The organism is Sulfitobacter sp. L-8 (genome assembly GCF_056859255.1).
This window is the reverse complement of sequence record NZ_JBSXOD010000053.1, coordinates 484,467-504,805: the sequence shown is the minus strand read 5'-3', so window position 1 is coordinate 504,805 and position 20,339 is coordinate 484,467. Positions and strand designations below refer to the sequence as shown.

At 59.2% G+C, this 20,339-nt stretch carries 17 protein-coding genes and 1 tRNA gene; 4 read left to right on the top strand and 14 right to left on the bottom strand.

All coding sequences use genetic code 11. The annotated features are described in order from the left end of the window. Positions 1–123: 123 nt before the first annotated feature. Positions 124–933: a zinc-ribbon domain-containing protein gene (locus AC13DE_RS15730; protein WP_446297892.1), complete on the top strand. Its 810-nt coding sequence runs from the start codon at positions 124–126 to the stop codon at positions 931–933. Between the two features lie 28 nt (positions 934–961). Here the strand turns inward: AC13DE_RS15730 and AC13DE_RS15725 are convergent, their stop codons facing one another. From AC13DE_RS15725 to AC13DE_RS15695, 7 genes are all read right to left on the bottom strand, one after another. Beyond that, the gene (locus AC13DE_RS15725) at positions 962–3,535 is read right to left on the bottom strand and encodes a TIGR02302 family protein (RefSeq protein WP_483048369.1); all 2,574 of its coding nucleotides are present in this window, start codon (positions 3,533–3,535) and stop codon (positions 962–964) included. Between the two features lie 42 nt (positions 3,536–3,577). Continuing rightward, positions 3,578–4,843, bottom strand: coding sequence for a diaminopimelate decarboxylase (lysA, locus tag AC13DE_RS15720; protein WP_483048368.1), 1,266 nt, complete (start codon positions 4,841–4,843; stop codon positions 3,578–3,580). 41 nt (positions 4,844–4,884) lie between these two features. Beyond that, positions 4,885–5,202, bottom strand: a complete 318-nt coding sequence (locus AC13DE_RS15715; protein ID WP_446297889.1) for a DUF2834 domain-containing protein — start codon at positions 5,200–5,202, stop codon at positions 4,885–4,887. Between the two features lie 169 nt (positions 5,203–5,371). Beyond that, complete coding sequence (locus tag AC13DE_RS15710) at positions 5,372–5,554, bottom strand: hypothetical protein (protein WP_446314476.1); 183 nt, start codon at positions 5,552–5,554, stop codon at positions 5,372–5,374. Next, entirely contained in the window at positions 5,551–6,942 is a 1,392-nt protein-coding gene (gene argH, locus AC13DE_RS15705) for an argininosuccinate lyase (RefSeq protein WP_483048367.1), read from the bottom strand. Before argH ends, AC13DE_RS15710 begins: the two co-directional genes overlap by 4 nt. A 173-nt stretch (positions 6,943–7,115) precedes the next feature. Next, complete coding sequence (locus AC13DE_RS15700) at positions 7,116–8,192, bottom strand: Hint domain-containing protein (protein ID WP_483048366.1); 1,077 nt, start codon at positions 8,190–8,192, stop codon at positions 7,116–7,118. A 158-nt stretch (positions 8,193–8,350) separates the two neighbouring features. Next, positions 8,351–9,268, bottom strand: coding sequence for a lipid A-modifier LpxR family protein (locus tag AC13DE_RS15695; protein WP_483048365.1), 918 nt, complete (start codon positions 9,266–9,268; stop codon positions 8,351–8,353). A 198-nt stretch (positions 9,269–9,466) separates the two neighbouring features. Between AC13DE_RS15695 and AC13DE_RS15690 the strand changes: the two genes are divergently transcribed. Beyond that, positions 9,467–9,991 (top strand): winged helix DNA-binding protein, encoded by a 525-nt coding sequence (locus tag AC13DE_RS15690; protein ID WP_446297884.1) that lies wholly within the window; start codon positions 9,467–9,469, stop codon positions 9,989–9,991. Here the strand turns inward: AC13DE_RS15690 and eda are convergent. Together eda and edd are read right to left on the bottom strand one after the other, a co-directional pair. Next, the gene (gene eda, locus AC13DE_RS15685; RefSeq protein WP_483048364.1) at positions 9,988–10,635 is read right to left on the bottom strand and encodes a bifunctional 4-hydroxy-2-oxoglutarate aldolase/2-dehydro-3-deoxy-phosphogluconate aldolase; all 648 of its coding nucleotides are present in this window, start codon (positions 10,633–10,635) and stop codon (positions 9,988–9,990) included. The genes AC13DE_RS15690 and eda overlap by 4 nt on opposite strands. A 22-nt stretch (positions 10,636–10,657) precedes the next feature. After that, the gene (gene edd / locus AC13DE_RS15680) at positions 10,658–12,457 is read right to left on the bottom strand and encodes a phosphogluconate dehydratase (protein ID WP_483048363.1); all 1,800 of its coding nucleotides are present in this window, start codon (positions 12,455–12,457) and stop codon (positions 10,658–10,660) included. 179 nt (positions 12,458–12,636) lie between these two features. Here edd and AC13DE_RS15675 point away from each other — a divergent pair, with 179 nt between their 5' ends. Then, positions 12,637–13,518, top strand: a complete 882-nt coding sequence (locus AC13DE_RS15675; protein WP_483048362.1) for a glucosamine kinase nucleotide-binding domain-containing protein — start codon at positions 12,637–12,639, stop codon at positions 13,516–13,518. Next, complete coding sequence (nagA, locus tag AC13DE_RS15670; RefSeq protein WP_483048361.1) at positions 13,515–14,642, top strand: N-acetylglucosamine-6-phosphate deacetylase; 1,128 nt, start codon at positions 13,515–13,517, stop codon at positions 14,640–14,642. The genes AC13DE_RS15675 and nagA overlap by 4 nt, the downstream gene beginning before the upstream one ends. 75 nt (positions 14,643–14,717) lie before the next feature. Here the strand turns inward: nagA and AC13DE_RS15665 are convergent, their stop codons facing one another. The 5 genes from AC13DE_RS15665 to selA all read right to left on the bottom strand — a co-directional run bounded on the left by AC13DE_RS15665 (position 14,718) and on the right by selA (position 20,330). Next, on the bottom strand, positions 14,718–15,239 hold the full coding sequence (locus tag AC13DE_RS15665) for a UGSC family (seleno)protein (protein WP_446314484.1): 522 nt from the start codon (positions 15,237–15,239) through the stop codon (positions 14,718–14,720). Between the two features lie 27 nt (positions 15,240–15,266). Further along, entirely contained in the window at positions 15,267–16,856 is a 1,590-nt protein-coding gene (locus tag AC13DE_RS15660; RefSeq protein ID WP_483048360.1) for a TlpA family protein disulfide reductase, read from the bottom strand. Positions 16,857–16,919: 63 nt separating this feature from the next. Then, positions 16,920–17,014: transfer RNA gene (locus tag AC13DE_RS15655), tRNA-Sec, on the bottom strand. A 41-nt stretch (positions 17,015–17,055) separates the two neighbouring features. Beyond that, on the bottom strand, positions 17,056–18,939 hold the full coding sequence (locus AC13DE_RS15650) for a SelB domain-containing protein (RefSeq protein ID WP_483048359.1): 1,884 nt from the start codon (positions 18,937–18,939) through the stop codon (positions 17,056–17,058). Then, positions 18,936–20,330 carry an L-seryl-tRNA(Sec) selenium transferase gene (selA, locus tag AC13DE_RS15645; RefSeq protein ID WP_483048358.1) on the bottom strand — a complete coding sequence of 465 codons (1,395 nt, stop codon included), beginning with the start codon at positions 20,328–20,330 and terminating at the stop codon, positions 18,936–18,938. Before selA ends, AC13DE_RS15650 begins: the two co-directional genes overlap by 4 nt. Positions 20,331–20,339: the final 9 nt, after the last annotated feature.

Sequence of the window (20,339 nt, the reverse complement as noted above, 5' to 3'; positions counted from 1 at the left end):
CTTGGGTTTCAATGCACCCAAGCCAAGGCTTTGCATGAAGATTGCACTTTTCCTGCGGATTTCTAGGACATAAGGTTGATTTAACGTGAAATTAGTGAGGTTTCTAATGGGCCGGGACACGAAATGCGACTGATCTGCCCAAATTGTGACGCACAATACGAAGTGCCGGACGAGGTCATTCCAACCTCTGGACGGGATGTGCAATGTTCAAACTGCGGTCAAACATGGTTTCAGCATCACCCAGATAATGTGCTGCAAGAAGACAGCGACACCCGCACCGATCGTGCCCCGGACGAGAACGATCGACCGCTTTCGCGCCGTTCGCCCGAACCGACCGCTGTACCTTCTGGCGAACGCAAAAAGCTTGATCCGTCAGTCGCCGACATATTGCGGCAAGAAGCAGAAGCTGAACAGGAGGCCCGGCGTCGCAGGCAGGCCGCCTCGCTGGAAAGCCAACCTGATCTGGGCTTGGAAGGTGCCGATGAACCAAAACCTCGGGAACGGTCGGAACGCGCCCATTCCAAGCTGTCGCGGCCAAGCGCCAAACAAGAAAGGCAAGCACCACCGGACGATATCGCAGCCACGGCCATCGGATCACGGCGTGATCTGTTGCCCGATATCGAAGAGATAAACTCCACTTTGCGCACGGGAAATGAACGCCGTACGCTTCCGTCGAGCCATCATGCCAAAACCCAGCCCAGAAAAGCCGAACGCAGTGCATTTCGGTCGGGTTTTCTGATTGTTGTGATTATTGCGACGCTTATGGTGGGGGTTTACCTGATGGCACCTGATCTCGGTACTGCGGTACCGCAGCTGGAGCCGTATCTCACTGCATACGTCACCTGGATCGACGCGGCGCGGCTGTGGTTAGACGCAACGCTGCAAAACGTCTTGCAATGGTTGGATGCCAAGGCGTCGCAGTCAGCGGGGTAAGAGCCGCGCCATCCAAAAGGCCTGATGGTCAGAAGCGGTCCAGCAAACGGTTCAGATAGTCACGTTCCACCTCTGGCCGTGCCGTCTGCGCCGAGCGACGTCTGATTTCATCCAGCAACTCGCGAGCGCGCCCATAGGCATCGTTGTCCAGGGCAAGTTCACCTTCGGACCCTTGCGCGCCATTGGCACCCTGCTCGCGGCCGAGCGGATCCTGACCATCTGCTTTTCGGTTGCCTTTCGCGGAGCCCTGACCCGGATCGCCGGGATTTTGCTCTTTTGCCATGGCCTCGCCAAGCGCTCTCATACCGTCGCGCAAGGCTTCCATTGCTTGCGACTGGTTATCTATCGCTTCGGCCAGATCATTTCTGCGCAAGGCGTCTTCGGCCCCATCCATGGCACGGCCTGCACGATCCAATGCATCCCGTGCAGCGTCCCCCTCGGGGGTGCCACCACCAGGAAGCCGACCTTGCTGGCGGCGCAATTCGTCGCGCAAAGCCTGCTGGCGATCCGCAATAGACCCTTGGCCCTGGCCCGGTTGCGCCTGACCATCATTCGGCCCCGGTTGTTGCCCGGGTTGGTTCTGGCCCTGCTGCGGGCTTGCACCGGGTTGCTGTCCTTGTTCCTGTCCGTCTTGCTGACCGGTTTCACTATTCGGATTGAAACGGTCCTGAAGGTCGCGAAACGCCTGATCGCTCAACCCTTGCTGGTCACGCAATGTATCCGCCAGCCCTTCCATCGCCTGCTCGCTTGGACTTTGGCCCTGTTGTCCGGGCTGACCTTCGGTGACGCGCATGTTCTCCATCAACTGCTGAAGTTCGCGCAATGCCTGTTCAGCCTCGGCCATGCGGCCTTGCTCCATCAGTTCCTGAATACGGTCCATCATGCGTTGCAAGTCGTCCTGCGTCATCTGCATGGTGTCGCCCTGCGGGGCGTTTTCCTGCTGCTGGTCACCCTCTTGCGCCTGCTGACGTTGCAACTGGCGCATGTAATCATCTGTCGCGCGGCGCAACTCGTCCATCAACTCGGCTATTTCCTCGTTCGAGGCACCATTCTTCATCGCCTCCGAAAGCCTCTCCTGGGCCCTGCGCATGCGCTCCAGGGCGTCCGCCAGAACGCCTTCTTCCAGTTCGATCGCCAAATCCCAAAGATCATCCGCGATCTCGGTCTGCACCTCATCCGTCAGGCCATAGGTCGCACGAATTTCCAATCGTTCGATCTGCTGGCGTAATCGCAATGCAGAGGTTTGCGTGCGAAACACGTCTTCGGGACGATATGCTACCGCCTTGAGGATTTGCGCCAGTCTCGACGCGTTTGCCTTGGCCCACAACAGGTCGCGCCTTTGTTCAATCACGGCTGCGGCCAGTGGGTCGAAAAAGCGTCGCCCCGGCAAGATCATGTCGGCAGGCGGTGTAACCGCCTGTTGTTCTGACGCATCGAGCACGGTCAGGCTTACCTTGACCGGCAGATTGGCCCAAGGGTGTTTCGAAAAATCCTCGATCAGGTTCTCTTGAAAACGACTGCGGTCACCCGCAATAGGCATTGGCAATGGTACGATGATCTCGGGCCTGTCATCGGGTGCGGTTTCCAATCCATAGCGCCGATCTACCGACGCCAGATCAAGGCTGATCCGGGCCTCTCCTGCCTCGACGCCATAGTCGTCACGCGCGGCAAACGGCAGACGCATTTCACCCAAGGCGGCGACTTCGGGCTCTGCGGTAATTTCCACCTCTGGCTTGGCATCCGGCAGCATAACGATGTTCCACGCCCGCCCGTTCGGCCCATCAATGCTGATATCACCGCTTTGGGCGACCTTGAAATCAACCACAACCGCGGCTTGGGTATCATCGGTCGGGGTGGTGCCAGATACGGTTTCGGAAACCGACAATGCCCCGACTTCGCCATATAGCCGCAGGGTAATCAGCGTGCCTGCGGGAAGATACAATGGCTCTTCCTTGAGGTCGGCGAGATAAAGCGTCGGTTTACCGGTATAGCGAGGAGGCTCGGCCCAGCCTTCCCACACCGGGCCGCTGACCACACCGCCCGCAGAGGGTGCCATGCCTACGACTGACCCGATGCGCAACACCGAACCAAAGATCAACGCCACACCAAAGGCTAGCACCGCGACATATCGCAAAGCATAGGGATCACGGTGCGACACCCGCAAATCAGCGGGAACGGCCTGGGCGGTCGCGGCGCGCTCAGCCATTCGCGCTCTGTGAGCCTGCCAAACCGCGATAGACCCGGCGTCAGTCGCCCCAATCGCCTGCTTGTCCATCAGGGCTTGAATAGGTCGGCCGGGCAAGCTTGCATCCAGTCTTGCCAACGCGTCAATCCGTGACGGCACCTTGATGTGGCGAACCGCATAGAACACCCCGCCGATCGCGCACAACAGGACCACGACAGTGGCTGCGTAAACAAGGTCCACGGCGACAATATCCTGGATCCCCAACATCAGCGCCGCCAGTACGAACAACGCCAAAGCCAGCAACGGCCATAGCCCCTGCACCAATTGTTCGGCCCACATCCCCAGCCATGTCAGCCTGAGCGGCCAGCGTATCGTGGCCAGCCCGTCTTGCTGGTTATGATCTGGAAATGGATTCATCTGGTGCTGTGCTCCCAAGTGGGTTTCACACGCGGTGCGCGGTCAAAGCCATTCAGGGATGATATCGCGATTTATCATTTCGTCAAACGTCGGACGTTGGCGGATAACCGCAAATTGATCGCCGTTCACCAAAACCTCGGGGATCAAAGCCCGCGAGTTGTATTCGCTGCTCATCACCGCACCATAGGCCCCGGCGCTGCGAAAGGCGACCAAGTCACCCGCGGACAGCTCTGGCATCATCCGCTGCTTGGCAAAGGTATCGCCAGTTTCGCAAACCGGCCCCACAACATCATAGGGGCGCTGTTCACCCCCTACCGGAGGTTCGAGAACCGGGATTATATCGTGATAGGCATCATACATGGCAGGCCTGATCAGATCGTTCATCGCGCCGTCGATGATAAGGAAATCGCGACCTTCACCGGATTTGACGTAAATGACCTCGCTTACCATCAGTCCCGCATTGCCCGCGATCAGGCGCCCTGGCTCAATCTCGATCTCGCAATCAAGATACCCCAAGGTACGCTGCACCATAGCGCCGTAATCTGTCGGCAGTGGCGGCGCGGCATTGCTGCGCTCGTAGGGGATGCCCAGACCACCGCCCAGATCAAGGCGGCGAATGTCGTGACCGTCTGTACGCAAAAGCTCGGTCAGCTCTGCCACCTTCTGATAGGCCTGCTCGAACGGGGCCAGATCGGTAAGCTGGCTACCGATGTGCACGTCAATCCCGATAACCTCGAGGCCCGGCATAGAGGCTGCAAGCCGATATACATCCCGGGCCCGGGCGATCGGAATGCCGAATTTATTCTCGGATTTGCCCGTCGCGATCTTGGCATGGGTCTTGGCGTCGACATCGGGGTTCACCCGGATCGTGATGGGCGCGACCTTGCCCAGAGATTGCGCAATCGCGTCGAGCTGCGCCATCTCGGGTTCGGATTCGACGTTGAATTGCCGAATGCCCCCTTCGAGCGCCAGCCGGATTTCCGACGCCGTTTTGCCGACTCCCGAAAAAACGATCCTGTCACCCGGTACGCCCGCGGCCTTGGCGCGCAAATATTCGCCGGCAGACACCACATCCATGCCCGCGCCCGCCCGCGCCAGCGTCTTGAGAACCGCTTGGTTTGAATTGGCTTTCATTGCATAGCACACCAGATGGTCCATCCCATCCAATGCGTCATCGAACGCTTTGAAGTGCCGTAACAGCGTCGCTGTAGAATACACGTAGAACGGCGTGCCGACCGCCGCCGCAATTTCCGAGATTGCAACATCTTCGGCAAACAAAGCGCCATCGCGATACAGGAAGTGATCCATATTTTCGGGCTCCTAGCCTATTCCTGCCGAAGATACCGGCGTCATTTCACGGGGGCGGACCGCAGGAACAGATACAGCGGCAGGCCACAACTGACCCCAATAGCAAAGGTTGCGGGAATGGCAATCAGCGCCCGCCAATTGCGGCGTACCGAAACTTCGGCCAACACCCAGAGCGTCAGCGCAATCGCGGCAATCGTCAGATCCCACACCAGCCCCGAGGTCGCTGCATTGACATGCCAGGCATCGACCATTCCACCCAGATCCAGCCCATTGGTCAGAAACCAGGAAACGAAGTAATACATCGGATGGACAGCACCCCAGACAGCCAAGGCAAGATAGGTCATTCGCAAAATCGACACGGTCAATGCCCTGCCGATATGCCGACGGTGCCCCGCCCTGATACGTGCATCCCTTGTTCAAGGTTGTCGGGCTGTTGCCGCCAGTTCGTTGCCTGGCGGTTTTGTATCGCGGTATCGCCGACGCATGCGGTCAGAAGGATTGCAGTAAAAATCAGCGCCGCTGTAAGCTTCACAGCGTCCATCCCGCCACGCCCACACGCAAAGCCCCGCGCCCCATGCTGACACCTGTCCCAACAGACACGCCCGAATTAGATAACGTGACCGAACTGTGAACCTTCGGAGGCTGAGGTTCGCCGTCAGCGCCGCATGCGGCGAGCGTTAACAACAAAAGAAGGGCGGCGAGGCGTTTCATCCAACAAGACCTTTCCAACGGGAAATTTGCTTGCGCACCTGTTCGGGTGCAGTTCCGCCATAAGACATACGCGAATTCACAGAATTTTCTACGCCCAGAACGTCAAAAACATCTGCTGTAATGCCATCATGAGCGGATTTCATCTGCTCCAGCGTCAGGTCCGGCAGGTCGCAGCCGTTCTGTTCGGCCAATGCCACCAGCGATCCGGTGATGTGATGCGCATCGCGGAACGGCAGCCCCAGCACGCGGACCAGCCAATCGGCCAGATCGGTCGCGGTGGAAAAGCCCGACCCGGCCGCGGCGGCCAGGCTGTCGCGGTTGGCGGACATATCCCTGACCATGCCTTCCATCGCGGCCAATGCCAGCATCAGGTTGTCGGCGGCGTCAAAGACCTGCTCCTTGTCTTCCTGCATGTCCTTGGAATAGGCAAGCGGCAGCCCTTTCATCACCATCATCAGCGCCACATTGGCCCCCATAATGCGGCCAATCTTGGCGCGGATCAGTTCCGCCGCGTCGGGGTTCTTTTTCTGCGGCATGATGCTCGACCCGGTCGAGAAACGGTCAGACAGGGTCACGAAACGGAATTGCGCCGAGGACCAGATCACCAGCTCTTCGGCGAAACGGCTCAGGTGCATGGCGCAGATCGATGCAGCGCTCAGGAATTCGAGTGCGAAGTCACGGTCGCTGACCGCATCCAGCGAATTGGCGGCCGGACGGTCAAAGCCAAGCGCCTGTGCGGTCATGTCGCGGTCAATCGGAAAGGACGTGCCCGCAAGCGCAGCCGCGCCCAAAGGCGATTCGTTCATCCGTGCCCGCGCGTCGCGCATTCGGCTCAGATCGCGGCCAAACATTTCGACATAGGCCATCATATGGTGACCCCAGGTCACGGGTTGGGCGGTCTGCAAATGAGTAAAACCGGGCATGACCCAATCGGCCCCGGCCTCTGCCTGACCCACCAAGGCCTTGATCAGTGCCAACAGGCCGGTTTCAGCAGCATCGAACTGGTCACGCACCCAAAGCTTGAAATCGGTTGCAACTTGGTCGTTTCGGGACCGGCCCGTGTGCAGACGGCCTGCGGGTTCGCCGATAATCTCCTTCAGGCGGGCCTCGACATTCATGTGGATGTCCTCAAGCGCCGTCGAATAATTGAAGGTTCCGCCTTCGATCTCTGACAACACCGTAAGCAGTCCCTCGCGAATTGCCTCTGCATCGCTATTGCTGATGATATTTCGGGCCGCCAACATGGCCGCGTGCGCCCGTGACCCTGCGATATCCTGCGCTGCCATGCGCTGATCAAACGAGATCGAGGCGTTGATCGCTTCCATGATCGCATCCGGTCCGGCGGCGAAACGGCCACCCCACATCTTGTTCGAAGTCGTATCGGTCATCAGGCAAACCCCTTGGCGGGAAAATGGAAAAAGTAATGCTCGGGGTCGTTTACACTGCGCCGGCGTTCGGTGCAAACCCCGGCTTGGGTGAAACCGTTCATGCTGTGGTGCTGGCAACGTCGGCACAGGCAATCCGGTGGCGGGCTACCCGGTCATCCGGCAAGGCAGGCCATTCAGGCCGCATGGTTCAAAATTGCCGCTTCAGACATGCTCAGGTTACGCCGCGCATAGCCGCCATAGGTATGCGGGTCGAAATCAACCTGCGGAAATTTCCCTAGCAGGCGGGCGCGGTCTGTGGCGTCCAGGGTTTCAAGCGACGCAGATGCGGGGTGGAAGCTTTCTGTTTCGACACCATTGGCCCATAACACCTGATGGAAATCGAGCAGAAGGTGAATATACGTCACTTCGCGCGCGTGGGCATCTATGGTCACACTGGTGCCATTCACCAGATCACGCGCGGTGACCAGCACCTCGGAAGTGTTGAAAAGGCTGCGCGCCGCATCGCCGGTGATCAGCACCCGGTGGCTGGGTGAAACCAGCAAATCCTGGTCTGGCCGGGTCTGGCCCAACGCGTTGGCGTGAAACCGGACAGGGCGCAGCTGAGGCATGGCAAACAGCCGGGCACCGCTCATCCGGCGACGACCGATCCAACGGATAGGCTGAAGGCCGTTGTCCTTGGTCTGAACCATTTCGCCTTCGCGCAGATGCTCGATGCGTGACGACCCTGTGCCTGTCCGGATCATCGTACCGGGGGTAAAACAAATCACACCTGCACCGCTCTGGTCCAGCCGATCCGGCGATATGGTCGCCAGCGCATGGTCCACGATCCAAAGATCTGTATCGCGCGGCGGCAACTGATCCAGAAACATCAACAATGGCTGACTGCCCCGGCCCACTTCGATCAAGGTCGCCGTGTAACGCCTCACCCCATCCGTCATGGTAAAGCTGTTATGCATCAACGGCGTGTGCATATCGCCACCGTGCGGTTCGCGCCGGATAGGAGGCTGTTTTTCCAGCGCGGCACCGACAAGGCGTTGCACCTTGCGTGCGGCACGCCGGCGCAATTGTGCTGCATCATCTGCCCGGTCAAGTCGCAACACGTTATTCGGACCATCGACACAAATTGTATCGCCTCGCCAAGACCAGGCAGCTCCCACTTTGAGTGATTGAACCGGCGCGGCCTCTAGCCCGTCTATTTCTGTTTGCGACCAGCTTATGACAAACGTGCCTAGAAAGCCCGTTTTAAACACTGTTCACCTGCCTCGATCTTCTTTTTGTTATGGACAGGGTAGCAAAGCAGCGCCTTTGTGGGAAGGCGAAAAGTTCGGAGTGTGCGGACCTCGGCCAGTGCGTTCAGACGGGTTTGATTTGCGTCGCCCGTCGGGTGACAAACGACACCAACCGGGCATCAGAACGCGTAATTTATGCGCACCGATCCGACAACCTGGTCGTTCGGCTGGGTCGAATATTCCTTGCCCAACCAAGTCAGCCCATAGAATGCCGATAGCCGTTCGCTTTGCCAGTGAACACCCATACGCAACCGCTTTCTTTGGTTGGTGAGCACGTATCCACGGTCACGTGGCAAATAGGTACTTGAACTGACATGGGCGATATCGGCCCCAGCGACCCAGCTAAAGCCGGTCGCGGCATCGTTCTGGATAACCCGATAGCGATGACCGGTGGTCGTATCACGGACCAGAAGCTCTTGGTGGCCCACCCCGCCAAGGGTGAGGTCGAAACCTGCGCGGACCAGATCTTCGACGCCGGCCTGTGCTTCTATGAATGGCCGCAGGCTGGTCGTGGTCCCGAAATCGAACCGCCGCCCTGCTTCGATCAATATCGTCGGATGAAAGCCATTGCCAATTTGTCCGGCAAGGGTGCGGTCAGATGGGGCGGGCGCGCCGATCAGTTGGTGAAATTGTTGCTGTAGCTCGCCCAGTTGAGTTTGGGGCCCGGTTGCATAGATCGACGCACCCAACGCGAATTCAATGTTGTTACGTTCAAAATGGGTATGAACACCGACCGACAAAGCACCCGCCCAAGGCCGAGATCCCGGTCGGGGATTGTTCAAGCGATCGGGTGCCAGCACCTCCAACCCGAGGCGCAGTTCGACGAGGGCACCGGCTGCACGCGGCAGATTTCCGTCCCACTCTCGCCCCCATACCCGCGAGGAAGAGAACGACCCCGTGCGCTCTCGGTCTCGCAGATCACCGAGCAAATCGTTATTGATCAAGCGCCCGTACCCCAACCGGGTAAGCTCGCCCCCGGCGGCGGTGACCGGCACGGTCATGAGGCAGATCAGTATGACAGACAAGGATCGAAACATCGTTACTCCGAAGATTATGTCACCGTCCCTTGCCATTGGAGGGTAGGCGATCGAGATTCGCTGGCTCAGTGATGGCAACTTATTGCCGCTAACAAAACACCAAGCCCGCGTTTGCGCCAAGATAGTTTCAAAACGTTGCAATACGCCGACATTACGCTAACGTTACGACAGCGAAACAGCAAAAATTTGGACCCCCCGATGTCAAGCTCAGTACCCCCTGCAACTCGTCGTATCGTATCGTCCCGCCATCTTGCCGAAGGTGAAGGGTGGGAAGCATCCGAACTGGAATACGGTATGATCATTGCCTATAATGCCTTCAGTCGCTGGATGATGCGGTGTATGGCGGCGGCTGGCAATCCCGACCTGACCTCTCTGGAAATCCTGGTGCTACACAATACCAACCACCGTGACCGCGAAAAGCGCCTGACGGATATTTGTTTTCTGCTGAATATCGAAGACACGCACACGGTCAACTATGCCTTGCGCAAGCTGCTGAAGTCCGGCCTGCTAGAGGCTGAGAAGCGTGGCAAGGAAGTATTTTACCGCACATCCGAAAGCGGCACCCAATTGATCGAGGCGTATCGTGCAGTGCGAAATGCCTGCCTGATCGACAGCATGGGCCACACCGATATCAAAGGCGACGATCTGCGCGAGATTGCCGCGCAGTTACGTACGATTTCGGGACAATATGATCAGGCCAGCCGCGCGGCAGCATCGCTTTAGCTGCGGACGCCCAGATTACTGGCGGCACGGGCCAGTTCCGTGATAGCCGTCCAATCGCCTTTGCGCACAAGGTTGTCAGGGGCAACCCAACTGCCTCCTGCGCAAACCACGTTGGGCAGCAACAGATAGCTGTCCGCATTTGCCGGACTGATCCCGCCGGTCGGGCAAAATCTAATTTGCGGCAACGGCGAAGCCAAGGATTTCAGGGCAGGTGCCCCCCCGGATGCTTCGGCGGGAAAGAACTTGAGCATATCGTACCCGCGTTCATACAATCGCATCGCTTCGCTGGCCGTGGCTGCGCCGGGCAACATGGGCAGGTCCAGATCTTCTGCAGCTCGTAAAAGCTTGTCAGTCGCGCCGGGCGATACCCCGAACTTTGCTCCGGCATCGACGGCACGTTTCACATCGTCCGGAGTAATCAACGTACCAGCCCCGACGATACCGCCCTCGACCTTGGCCATTTCGGCGATCACCTCAAGAGCCGCGTCGGTGCGCAATGTCACCTCAAGCGCCGGCAGTCCTCCGGCGATCAGTGCTTCGGCCAATGGGCGGGCGTGAAGCACGTCATGCACGACCAACACCGGAACAATCGGGGCGCGTTTACAGATGGCGTAGGCAGCAGCGCTGGCGTCTTGGGGGGTCATATGGATTATCCTTCGATCAAAATCAGATACTACTGGCACCGGCATCTGCCGCGCCTACGGTTCTTCGGAAAGTAGCGAAAAGCTCGCGCCCTTGTCCGTATTCGTTGCCCGTCAGGTCGGCAACCGCTTCGGGCCGATCCAACGCGCCTTGGGTCAACACCTCAAGGCGTCCTTCATGGGCGTCTACGCGAATAAGGTCTCCGTCCTGTATTCGTGAAATGGGGCCACCGTCCAAGGCTTCGGGGCACACATGGATCGCGCTCAGCACCTTGCCGGATGCCCCAGACATACGTCCATCAGTAACCAACGCCACCTTGAGCCCGCGCGCTTGCAGGTTCGCCAAAATCGGCGTCAGGCTGTGCAATTCAGGCATACCATTGGCCTTGGGCCCCTGAAAACGTACGACCACGACGACATCCTCGCTGAATTCGCCGTTCTTATATGCGTCCTTGACCGCCTCCTGATCGTGAAACACCCGCGCTGGGGCCTCAACGATGTGGTGTTCCGGTTTGACGGCAGATATCTTTGTCACGGCATTACCCAGCGATCCCGACAAACGTTTCAAACCGCCAGTTGGCTGGAACGGGGCGTCGACCGGGCGCAGGATCTTGTCGTTCAAGGTTTCCTTAGGACCAGCGACCCATTCCACCGCACCGTCTTTCAACTTTGGATCCTGAGTATAGCGTTCAAGACCATCGCCTGCGATGGTTTTGACATCATTGTGCAGCAAGTCACCCGAGAGAAGCTGACCGATCATGTAGCCCAGCCCACCGGCCGCGTGGAAATGGTTCACATCAGCCAACCCGTTCGGATACACCCGCGCCAGCAATGGGGTCACGTCAGCCAGATCCGAGAAATCCTGCCAGTCCAGCACGATCCCGCCAGCGCGGGCCATCGCAACAAGATGGATCAACAGGTTGGTAGAACCGCCCGTGGCATGCAGACCGATGATTCCATTCACATAGGCTTTTTCATCCAGCACATCGCACACGGGGGTGTAGCTGTTGCCCAGATGACTGATCGCCAGCGCGCGTTGCGCCCCTGCGATGGTCAGCGCATCGCGCAGCGGCATGTTGGGATTGACGAAAGAAGCGCCGGGCAAGTGGAGGCCCATGAACTCCATCAACATCTGGTTAGTGTTGGCCGTACCATAGAAGGTGCAGGTACCCGGACCATGGTAAGCCGCCATTTCCGAGGCCATCAGTTCCTCGCGTGTGGCTTCACCTGCTGCGAACTTCTGGCGAACGATGGCTTTTTCGTCGTTGGAGATGCCCGAGGTCATCGGCCCCGCGGGCAAGAATACCGCGGGTAGATGACCGAACGCCTGCGCCGCGATAACCAAACCCGGCACGATCTTGTCACACACGCCAAGGAAAACCGCGCTGTCGAATGTATTGTGACTTAACCCCACCCCGGCAGCCATCGCGATGATGTCGCGCGAAAAAAGGCTAAGCTCCATGCCCGGTGTGCCTTGGGTCACGCCATCGCACATAGCAGGCACGCCACCCGCTACCTGTGCGGTTCCCCCGACGGCGCGTGCTGCTTCCCGAATGATCTCGGGAAAGCGCTCAAACGGCTGGTGGGCCGACAGCATGTCATTATACGTCGTTATGATCCCGATGTTTCCCGCTGATTTGGTCGCCAGCGCCATTTGATCGGGACCTGCCCCCGCGTAAGCATGTGCCTGGCCACTGCACGACAAATGGGCTCGAGCCGGGCCTGCCTCGGCGGCCCGGCGCATCCGCGCAAGATAGGCGTCGCGGGTATCAGCGCTGCGTTTGATAATCCGTTCGGTCACACGCAATACGGTATCGTTTGGCATTGAACTTCCCTTTGCAATCTGGATCCGGTGGGTATTGAAAATAATCCGATAGCCTCGCCCGGCAATGTTAGCGCTAACTTATCATTGTCCGGTGTATTTTGTAAACCCGATGCACGGCTTGTAAGCCCCGTTGTGAAAATTTCCTTTCCCCGCCAAAACAGGTATCCTAAACACGCCCAATGACACATGATGACTTTTCATATCTGATCGGGGTGGACGGCGGCGGTACCGGATGCCGCGTCGCGGTGGCCTCTCTTGATGGGCGGATATTGGCCGAAGCCAAAGGCGGGCGCGCAAATGTTAGTACCGATTGCGCCGAAGCCATCACCAATATCATGCGTGCAACCCATGAGGCCGTGCAGAAAGCCGGCCTAAGCATCGCTGACACGGACCGGGCTGTGGCACATCTTGGGTTGGCCGGGTATACCGGTCCAGAGATCGGCAGACAAATTACCGCGCTGCTTCCCTTTGCAAGAACCGTGGTATCCGAAGATACCAATACCACCATTGTCGGAGCAATCGAACAAGAAGACGGCTATGTCATTGCGCTTGGGACAGGCACGATCATTGCACGTCAGAAAGCCGAACAGCAAACCTGTATCGGCGGCTGGTGTTATCAGGTGTCCGATCAGGCTTCGGGCGCGTGGCTGGGGCACGGCGCATTGGAACAGACGCTTTTGGTCGTGGACGGCATCGTACAGGCCAGCCCGTTGTCGCAGCGCATGCTGGATAAATTCGGCGGTGCGGCAGGTATCGTCCAGTTCAGCCTGAAGGCGCGGCCAGGCGATTTTGCCACACTTGCTCCCGATGTTGTGGAAACTGCATCCGCAGGAGACACGATCGGTACCACCCTTATGGTACGCGGTGCCGAGTATCTGGACAGCGCACTGCGCGCGCTCGACCACGGGGCCGGGGATATTTTATGTCTTTCAGGGGGTGTGGGCCCCCATTATGCCCCGTATCTGCCGTCGGAACGGACGGGAAACCTGGCATCCGCCAAAGGCAGAGCCGTCGATGGTGCCGTCGCACTTGCTATGCGTGCCGCCGCACAGCCGCGATGACACGCAAACGCGTTCTGACTGGCGCACGTATCTTCGACGGCGCAAGGCTGCTTGATGATCACGCGCTGATGATCGACCAAAGTGGCAAGACGCAGATACTTGCCCCCGCCGCGATCCCCGAGACCTGTGATGTGCACAGGCTTGACGGCGGCATCATCACCTCGGGCTTTGTCGACCTTCAGGTCAATGGCGGTGGCGGCGTGATGCTTAATGCCGCACCGAGCCTCGACACCGTTGCCACAATCGCCCGGGCGCACCGCCATCTCGGTACAGCGGCGTTTTTGCCGACCTTGATCACCGATACCCGCCAACATGGGATTGCCGCGATCAAGGCCGTGGCACAGGCCATCGACCAAAACATCCCCGGCGTCGTCGGCCTTCATCTTGAGGGGCCGCACCTGTCGGTGACGCGCAAGGGTGCGCATGACGGCAATCTGGTTCGCCCGATGGATGATGACGACATTGCATTGTTGCTGGACACGTTGCAGTCCATTCCCAACCTGTTCGTTACCGCCGCACCCGAGAACATCACATGCGCGCAGATTGAAACGCTCAGCACCGCGGGGGTCGTAGTGTCCATCGGACACAGTGATTGCGATTATGACACCGCGATGCGAGCGTTTGATGCCGGTGCCCGGATGGCCACGCATCTGTTCAACGCGATGAGCCAGGCCAGCGCAAGGTCGCCCGGGTTAGTGGGTGCAGCGCTTGACCATCCCGATATCGCCCCGGGGCTTATCGCGGACGGCATACATGTACATGCCGCGATGATCCGAGTCGCGCTTGCGGCCAACAGAGGCAGGCATGACGTCTTTCTGGTGACCGATGCCATGGCCCCTGCGGGGTCTGACATCACCCGTTTCACGCTGAACGACCGTGAAATCCTTAGGCGCGACGGTCGCTTGACGCTTGCCGATGGTACCCTGGCCGGTGCCGATCTGACCATGCCCCAAGCCGTTCGTTTCATGGTCGATCACGTAGGAGAGCCGCTGGAGAAAGCGTTGGCCCGTGCGACCACGATCCCGGCGGGATTGCTGCCGCAGGCACCGGACCTGACGCATGTCGATGCCATGATCTGGCTGGACGATAAATTGGACAGACCTCGCTGGCTAGACGAGCTTTAGGGCCCGCGGGGCACACCTGAGCGGGGGAACAATAGGCAAAGGCGGCGCAGGTTTGGTCTGCACCGCCTTCGTGGTTCATCTATCGCGCAACGCGCCGACGATCTGGTTGAACGCCTCGCGGGCTTTGGCACGCATTTCATCGTCCGTCGCGTCCTGTATCGGATGCGGCACCAGCACGTAACGCGCCCCTTCCATGCCTAACGCTTTGCGTTGCGTTTCGGCGGCTTGGCCAAACGCGCTGGATGCGACGGAGACTGACGGGATCCCCTGGATTTCAAACCAGACTGTATCGTGCATACTGCACGTGGTACATGATCCTCAGTCCGCCAGCCCTTCGACCAGAAAATCGCATTCGTCGCGGATCTGGTGGCGCAGCGTGTCCGGACAGGGTTTGGCGAATGTCGGCTTGGTATAGTGCCGCACTTCGACGCCCGGTGCTTTTTCGGTCAGCAACCTGTCCAGTTCATCCAGCAAGATGTTGCCGCGCGGCTTGCTGATGTTCAGCAGCCCGACAACCCCCTGCACCGAACCTGACCGTTCGCTGATCTGACGCGCGACGGGCACACGTTCGTCCGTCGGGTCGAGAATTGTTGTCATTCATCTCCTCCTCTGCTGGTGATTACGTTAGCCTAGATCAATCTTTCTGGATACGGAAATTGATCCGGCGGCACCGGTGGACCAACCGTGAAACGCCGACGAAAACTTGCCTGCCTCGCCACCGGCCACGACGATATGGATGTATTCCTTACCCGCAAATTTCGGGGCAAGTTGCGCCAGTTTTTCAGGCCCCATCTTGTCGGCGTCGGCCACCGATATTCCCGCGCCCGAATGGTCATCCTGGACCATTTCCCTTAAGGGTCGCGACGTGACTTCCTGAATACGGTCTCGCAGCCGGTCTTTTGAATAATCGCCATCGCGGGTCATCGTCTTGATGTGTTCGGGGCACACGACCAACAGTGCATCCACCGGCAGGTTATGCAGTTTCGGCAGAAAGACGGATTCGAGTCCCTGACCAAGCGATCCGGCAATCTGATCGGGCCGTCGCGATGTCTGATCCACAAGATGCACCGGGCCGCCGGTCATTGCGAATATCGTGACCACCGAATCCTCGGGCTCGAAGCCCCGTTCGACATGTAACGGCTCCCACGGAGATACTTCCTCGTTCTCGGCAAAGCACATCGTGAATTTCATCGGATTACCCAAGGTAGAGCGTTCGACACCACCGGTTTTCGCCCCGCCGATGTTTCGGATCACCAGACGCAAGGCGCGGCCGATCGTGGCGTTGGCGCGATTGCCCGCGCCCATCGCCCCCAGCCCTGCGTTCATTCCGATCTTGTCACGGATCGGGCCATTTACCACCATTACGGTCGCCGCCCCCATGGTCGTGGCGGTGACGCCGTGAATGTTGAATTCATCAGTACATACGGCTTCGACAGCGGCGATGACTACAGGCAGGTATTCGGGTTTGCACCCTGCCATCACGGCATTAATCGCAATCTTTTCTACGGTACCGACCCCCATGTTCGGCGGAACGACTGCAACCACATCCTGCGGATCCCGGTTGGTTCCCGCCAGCATCCGCATTACCCTTTCGGGCGTCGGTGGAACCAGCGGCAGACCGTCGGAAAAGCCCTGATCAAACATGAATTCGGCGACATCATCGCCGCTTGCCACCTCGACTTTCCGGGCCAGAAGCATATCGCCGTCCGCCGCGGCCCGCAGCTTGTCGTAGACTTCGGGGTCGAAATGTTTCGATCCGCAGCCCGGCCGCCAGGCAGGGAGACTGTCCCAGTCGACCTGCGCGACAGGTTGCCGGGTGTCTTGGGCAATCTGATCCGCCAGGGTTTTCCAGTCGTCCCGCACGAAGCCTTCAAAATGCGCGGCAACGGTGCCGCTTTCGTCGATCCAGTAAACGGCGGGCACGATTTCGAAACCCCAGTCAAACGACGTTCTACAGCCCGCATCATCGAGCACTGGCATCGTCAACCCGTGGCGCTGCGCAAAATCTGCATTTGCTTTGCCAGACTGCGCGGGAACCAACACGGTAACCTTGTCGTCATAAGCTTGTGCCAGCGCTTGCAGCACCGGGGCAGCTATATTGCAGGTTTCGCAGTCCTCTTTGACAAAGCAGACCAAGCTGGGGCCAGTCCCATCGAATTGATGCGCCTTTCCGTGCAGATCTTTCAACGTGAAGGCCGGTCTTGAGTCGGTCATCTTTGCGCCTCTCGAATTATGCATTTGCATAGTGTGAGGGATCGTCAGCCATGTCCAGACAGTTGGCGGAAGTGGATGGGAATCGAACCCACCACACGCCTTATCGACGCGTCCGTGGTTTTGAAGACCAGGGAAGCCACCAGACTCCAGTCACCTCCGCACCGGTGCAGTCTAACCGTGTGCAGCGGCGGGTAAATGCCTAATGCGCCTGTGTGTTCATTTGACGGGTATCGCCGTCGCGTCGTGTTATACCTAGCGAGTCCAGATGTTCCAACAGCGGTACAATGAACTTGCGGGTGGTGGTCAAGGCGCTGCGCGCCTGACTGGTGGTGAACCGTTCCGGTGGTGGAAAGATGTCGCGCAGTCGGCTGACCGCTTGAGCCACGCATTCCGCGTGAAACAACACCCACTGGTTCAAAGCAACATTGTGCAGTGATACCAAAGTACCAGAGGCAACCAACAGCGCAACAAGATCGGGATCATCCGCATCGCTGAATTGCGCGGCGTCAGGCGGCGCCATCCCGGCCTTGGTGAACCACGCCGCGATCTCGGCCAGCCGCATCCGTTGCGCGTCGTTCATAGCGGCAAGGGGATCGTGGGCGGTCAAGGCAACCTGCCCGTCTTCGACGCGTAATTTCCGGTCAGCGATTAATCCCTTTTCCACATAGGGCAGCAACCCGAAAAACCGGCTGCGCTGTTCTATCGTCCGACGAGGAGCCAGACGCTTGACCGGGTGCGCAGCGTGGAAGCTTTGCAGCGCGGATATGACATCACTCCGAGCCTCCAGCAAATCTGGGGTCTGCGCAATATGACCCGAAGCAATACAGGTAAATGTGCCCGCCAAGCGACCAAGCGCTGACCCCCTTGGCAATCGGGCAACGCGTTCCACATCTTCCAATGCGGCCAGCCCCTTCCCTTGATGGCACAGAGCGGCAGCGATCAATCCGGCGTCGCGCGTGACCGCCGCACGCATCAGATTCAACCGGGCCACATCGCCCGACCTTACAGGCTGCGCCTGCGGGTCAAGTATTACAGCGCCGCCCATTGTCACGGCCGGTGACAGGCTGCGCAAAACCACCCGTTGCCCGGCAAAGCCGACGGTTTTTCGCCGGAACCGTATCTGTGCAAATCCGGATTGCCCCGGTGACACCTGCCCCCCACCCATCAAGCGAACCGTCACCACCTCTTGGGAGGTACCGAACATCGCCCGCAGTTCGTGCATGTGCTTCAGGGCGCGCGCGGCATCGGGCAGCACCGCGATGTGCACGTCCATACAGTTCGACGCCTTAAATGCATCAGCCGTGCAAAGGACGCTTCCCTGCGACACATCCTGGACAGCAAGCCCCCGCAGATTGACGGCCACGCGTTCGCCGGGGTGGACCACATCGCGCGGCTGACCCCGCGATTGCACGCTGCGTACGCTGACCGGGGTGCCCTGCGGCTGCAACGCAAACGTGCCATCGGTCCCAAGTGGTGCACCCAGTAGCGTGCCCGTCACCACCGTCCCCTTACCGGGAAGCGTGAAAGCTCGGTCAATGGACAGAAAAGCATCGACGGGCGCGCGCGACGGCCATTGCATCGTCAGCAACGCCCCAAGCGCCTGTTGCACCGCGGCGAGACTATCGGGGCAATTTGCAGAACACGGTATGAACGGTACTTCGGACACACCAAGGGCCGCCAGTTGGCTTCTGATCAGGTCAAGCTTTGCCGACAACTGGGCGGCAGGCACCAGATCCACCTTGGTCACAGCCACAACACCTACCCCCACCCCCAGCACGCCCATGATCCGAAGGTGTTCAAGTGTCTGGGGGGCGACCCCGTCGATCGCCGAAACGACAAGCAGTGCGGTCTGTGCCCCGGTGGCACCGGCCACCATGGCACGGGTGAAATCCTGGTGCCCGGGCGCATCGATCAGATCGACGGTGCCTGCGGGAAAATCGCAATGCGCGAACCCAAGCGTGATCGACAACCCACGTTGTTTCTCAAGAGCAAGACGGTCGGTATCCGTTCCGGTCAGCGCACGCACCAAGGATGTTTTGCCGTGGTCGACGTGACCTATGACGATAGCACAGACCGTGTTCATCTTGCGAAAAGCGCTCGACAGGCCGTGACGATCATCGAAACCTCTGGGTCTGTCACCGTGCGCATATCGAGCCAGAGCCGCCCCTGATGGATACGCCCAACCACGGGGGTGTGGCCGTGACGCAAAGCATCTGCAATGGCGTCTGCCGCCCAAGCCGCCCCCCCATCCAACCGGACGCTGAAACTTGCGAGGCTCTGCTGCGGTAATGCCCCCCCACCGACAAAGGCCGATGAACGCGCAACGGAAACGTTCAGACTGTCTAGATCCTGCAACGCCTGCGCGAGATTTTCCGCCCGGGCCTGTACCTCGACCAGGGGCTGCGACAGCATTTGCAGCACCGGTATCCGCGCCAGCGGATCGAAAGGGGCGCGGTACAGACGCAGGGTCGCTTCGAGCGCGGCGAGAGACAGCTTGTCGATCCGGACAGCACGCGCCAAAGGGTGTTTGCGCAGCTCGTCAATCAGATCGGCACGACCGGCAATGATGCCGGCCTGAGGCCCGCCCAACAATTTGTCCCCCGAGAACATCACCAAATCAACGCCTGCATCAAGAATATCGCGCACGACCGGTTCATCGGTCAGCCCATAGGGAGACAGGTCAATCAGAACACCGCTGCCCAAATCCTCCATCAGGATCACACCTTGTTCGGCTGCCAGCCGGGCCAGATCAGTGCGCGACGGGGCGGCGGTAAAACCGACGATGCGGAAATTGCTGGTGTGGCTCTTGAGCAGAACAGCCGTATCGCCATCAATTGCATCGGCGTAATCGCTCAAGCGGGTTTTGTTGGTGGAACCGACTTCTTTCAGCGTCGCACCGCTTTGTGCGATCACGTCCGGAAGACGGAACGAACCGCCGATTTCGATCAGTTCGCCACGGGATGCGATGACTTTGCGACCTGCGGCAGTGCCCGTCAGAGCAAGCACCACCGCCGCCGCGCAGTTGTTGACGACCAATGCGGATTCGGCACCTGTGAGTTCGCAAATCAGCGCTGCGGTGTGGTCGTGACGCGACCCGCGTTTGCCCGTGGCCAAATTCAGCTCCAGGTTCGAAGGTCGTGTCCCGATGTCATGCATCGCGCGCAACGCTTCGGGTGCCAAACGGGCACGGCCAAGGTTGGTATGTATGATGATACCGGTTGCGTTTACAACAGGGCGTAGATTTGCCGAACGCGACGCGCCCATGGCTTTTTCCAGGGACGCCGCAAATGCGTCACCATCAAAGTCAGGCAGATCCTGGACCCGCCCCGCCAATAGATCGGCCCGCAGACTGGCCAGCGATAAGCGCAGCGCGGTTACCACTTCGTCGCGACTGTAGGTGTCGATAAGGGTCAACATCGCAGGCGTTTGCAGAACCGCTTCGACTTGCGGCAGATGTCTGAGCAGGCTGTTCACAATCCGTCC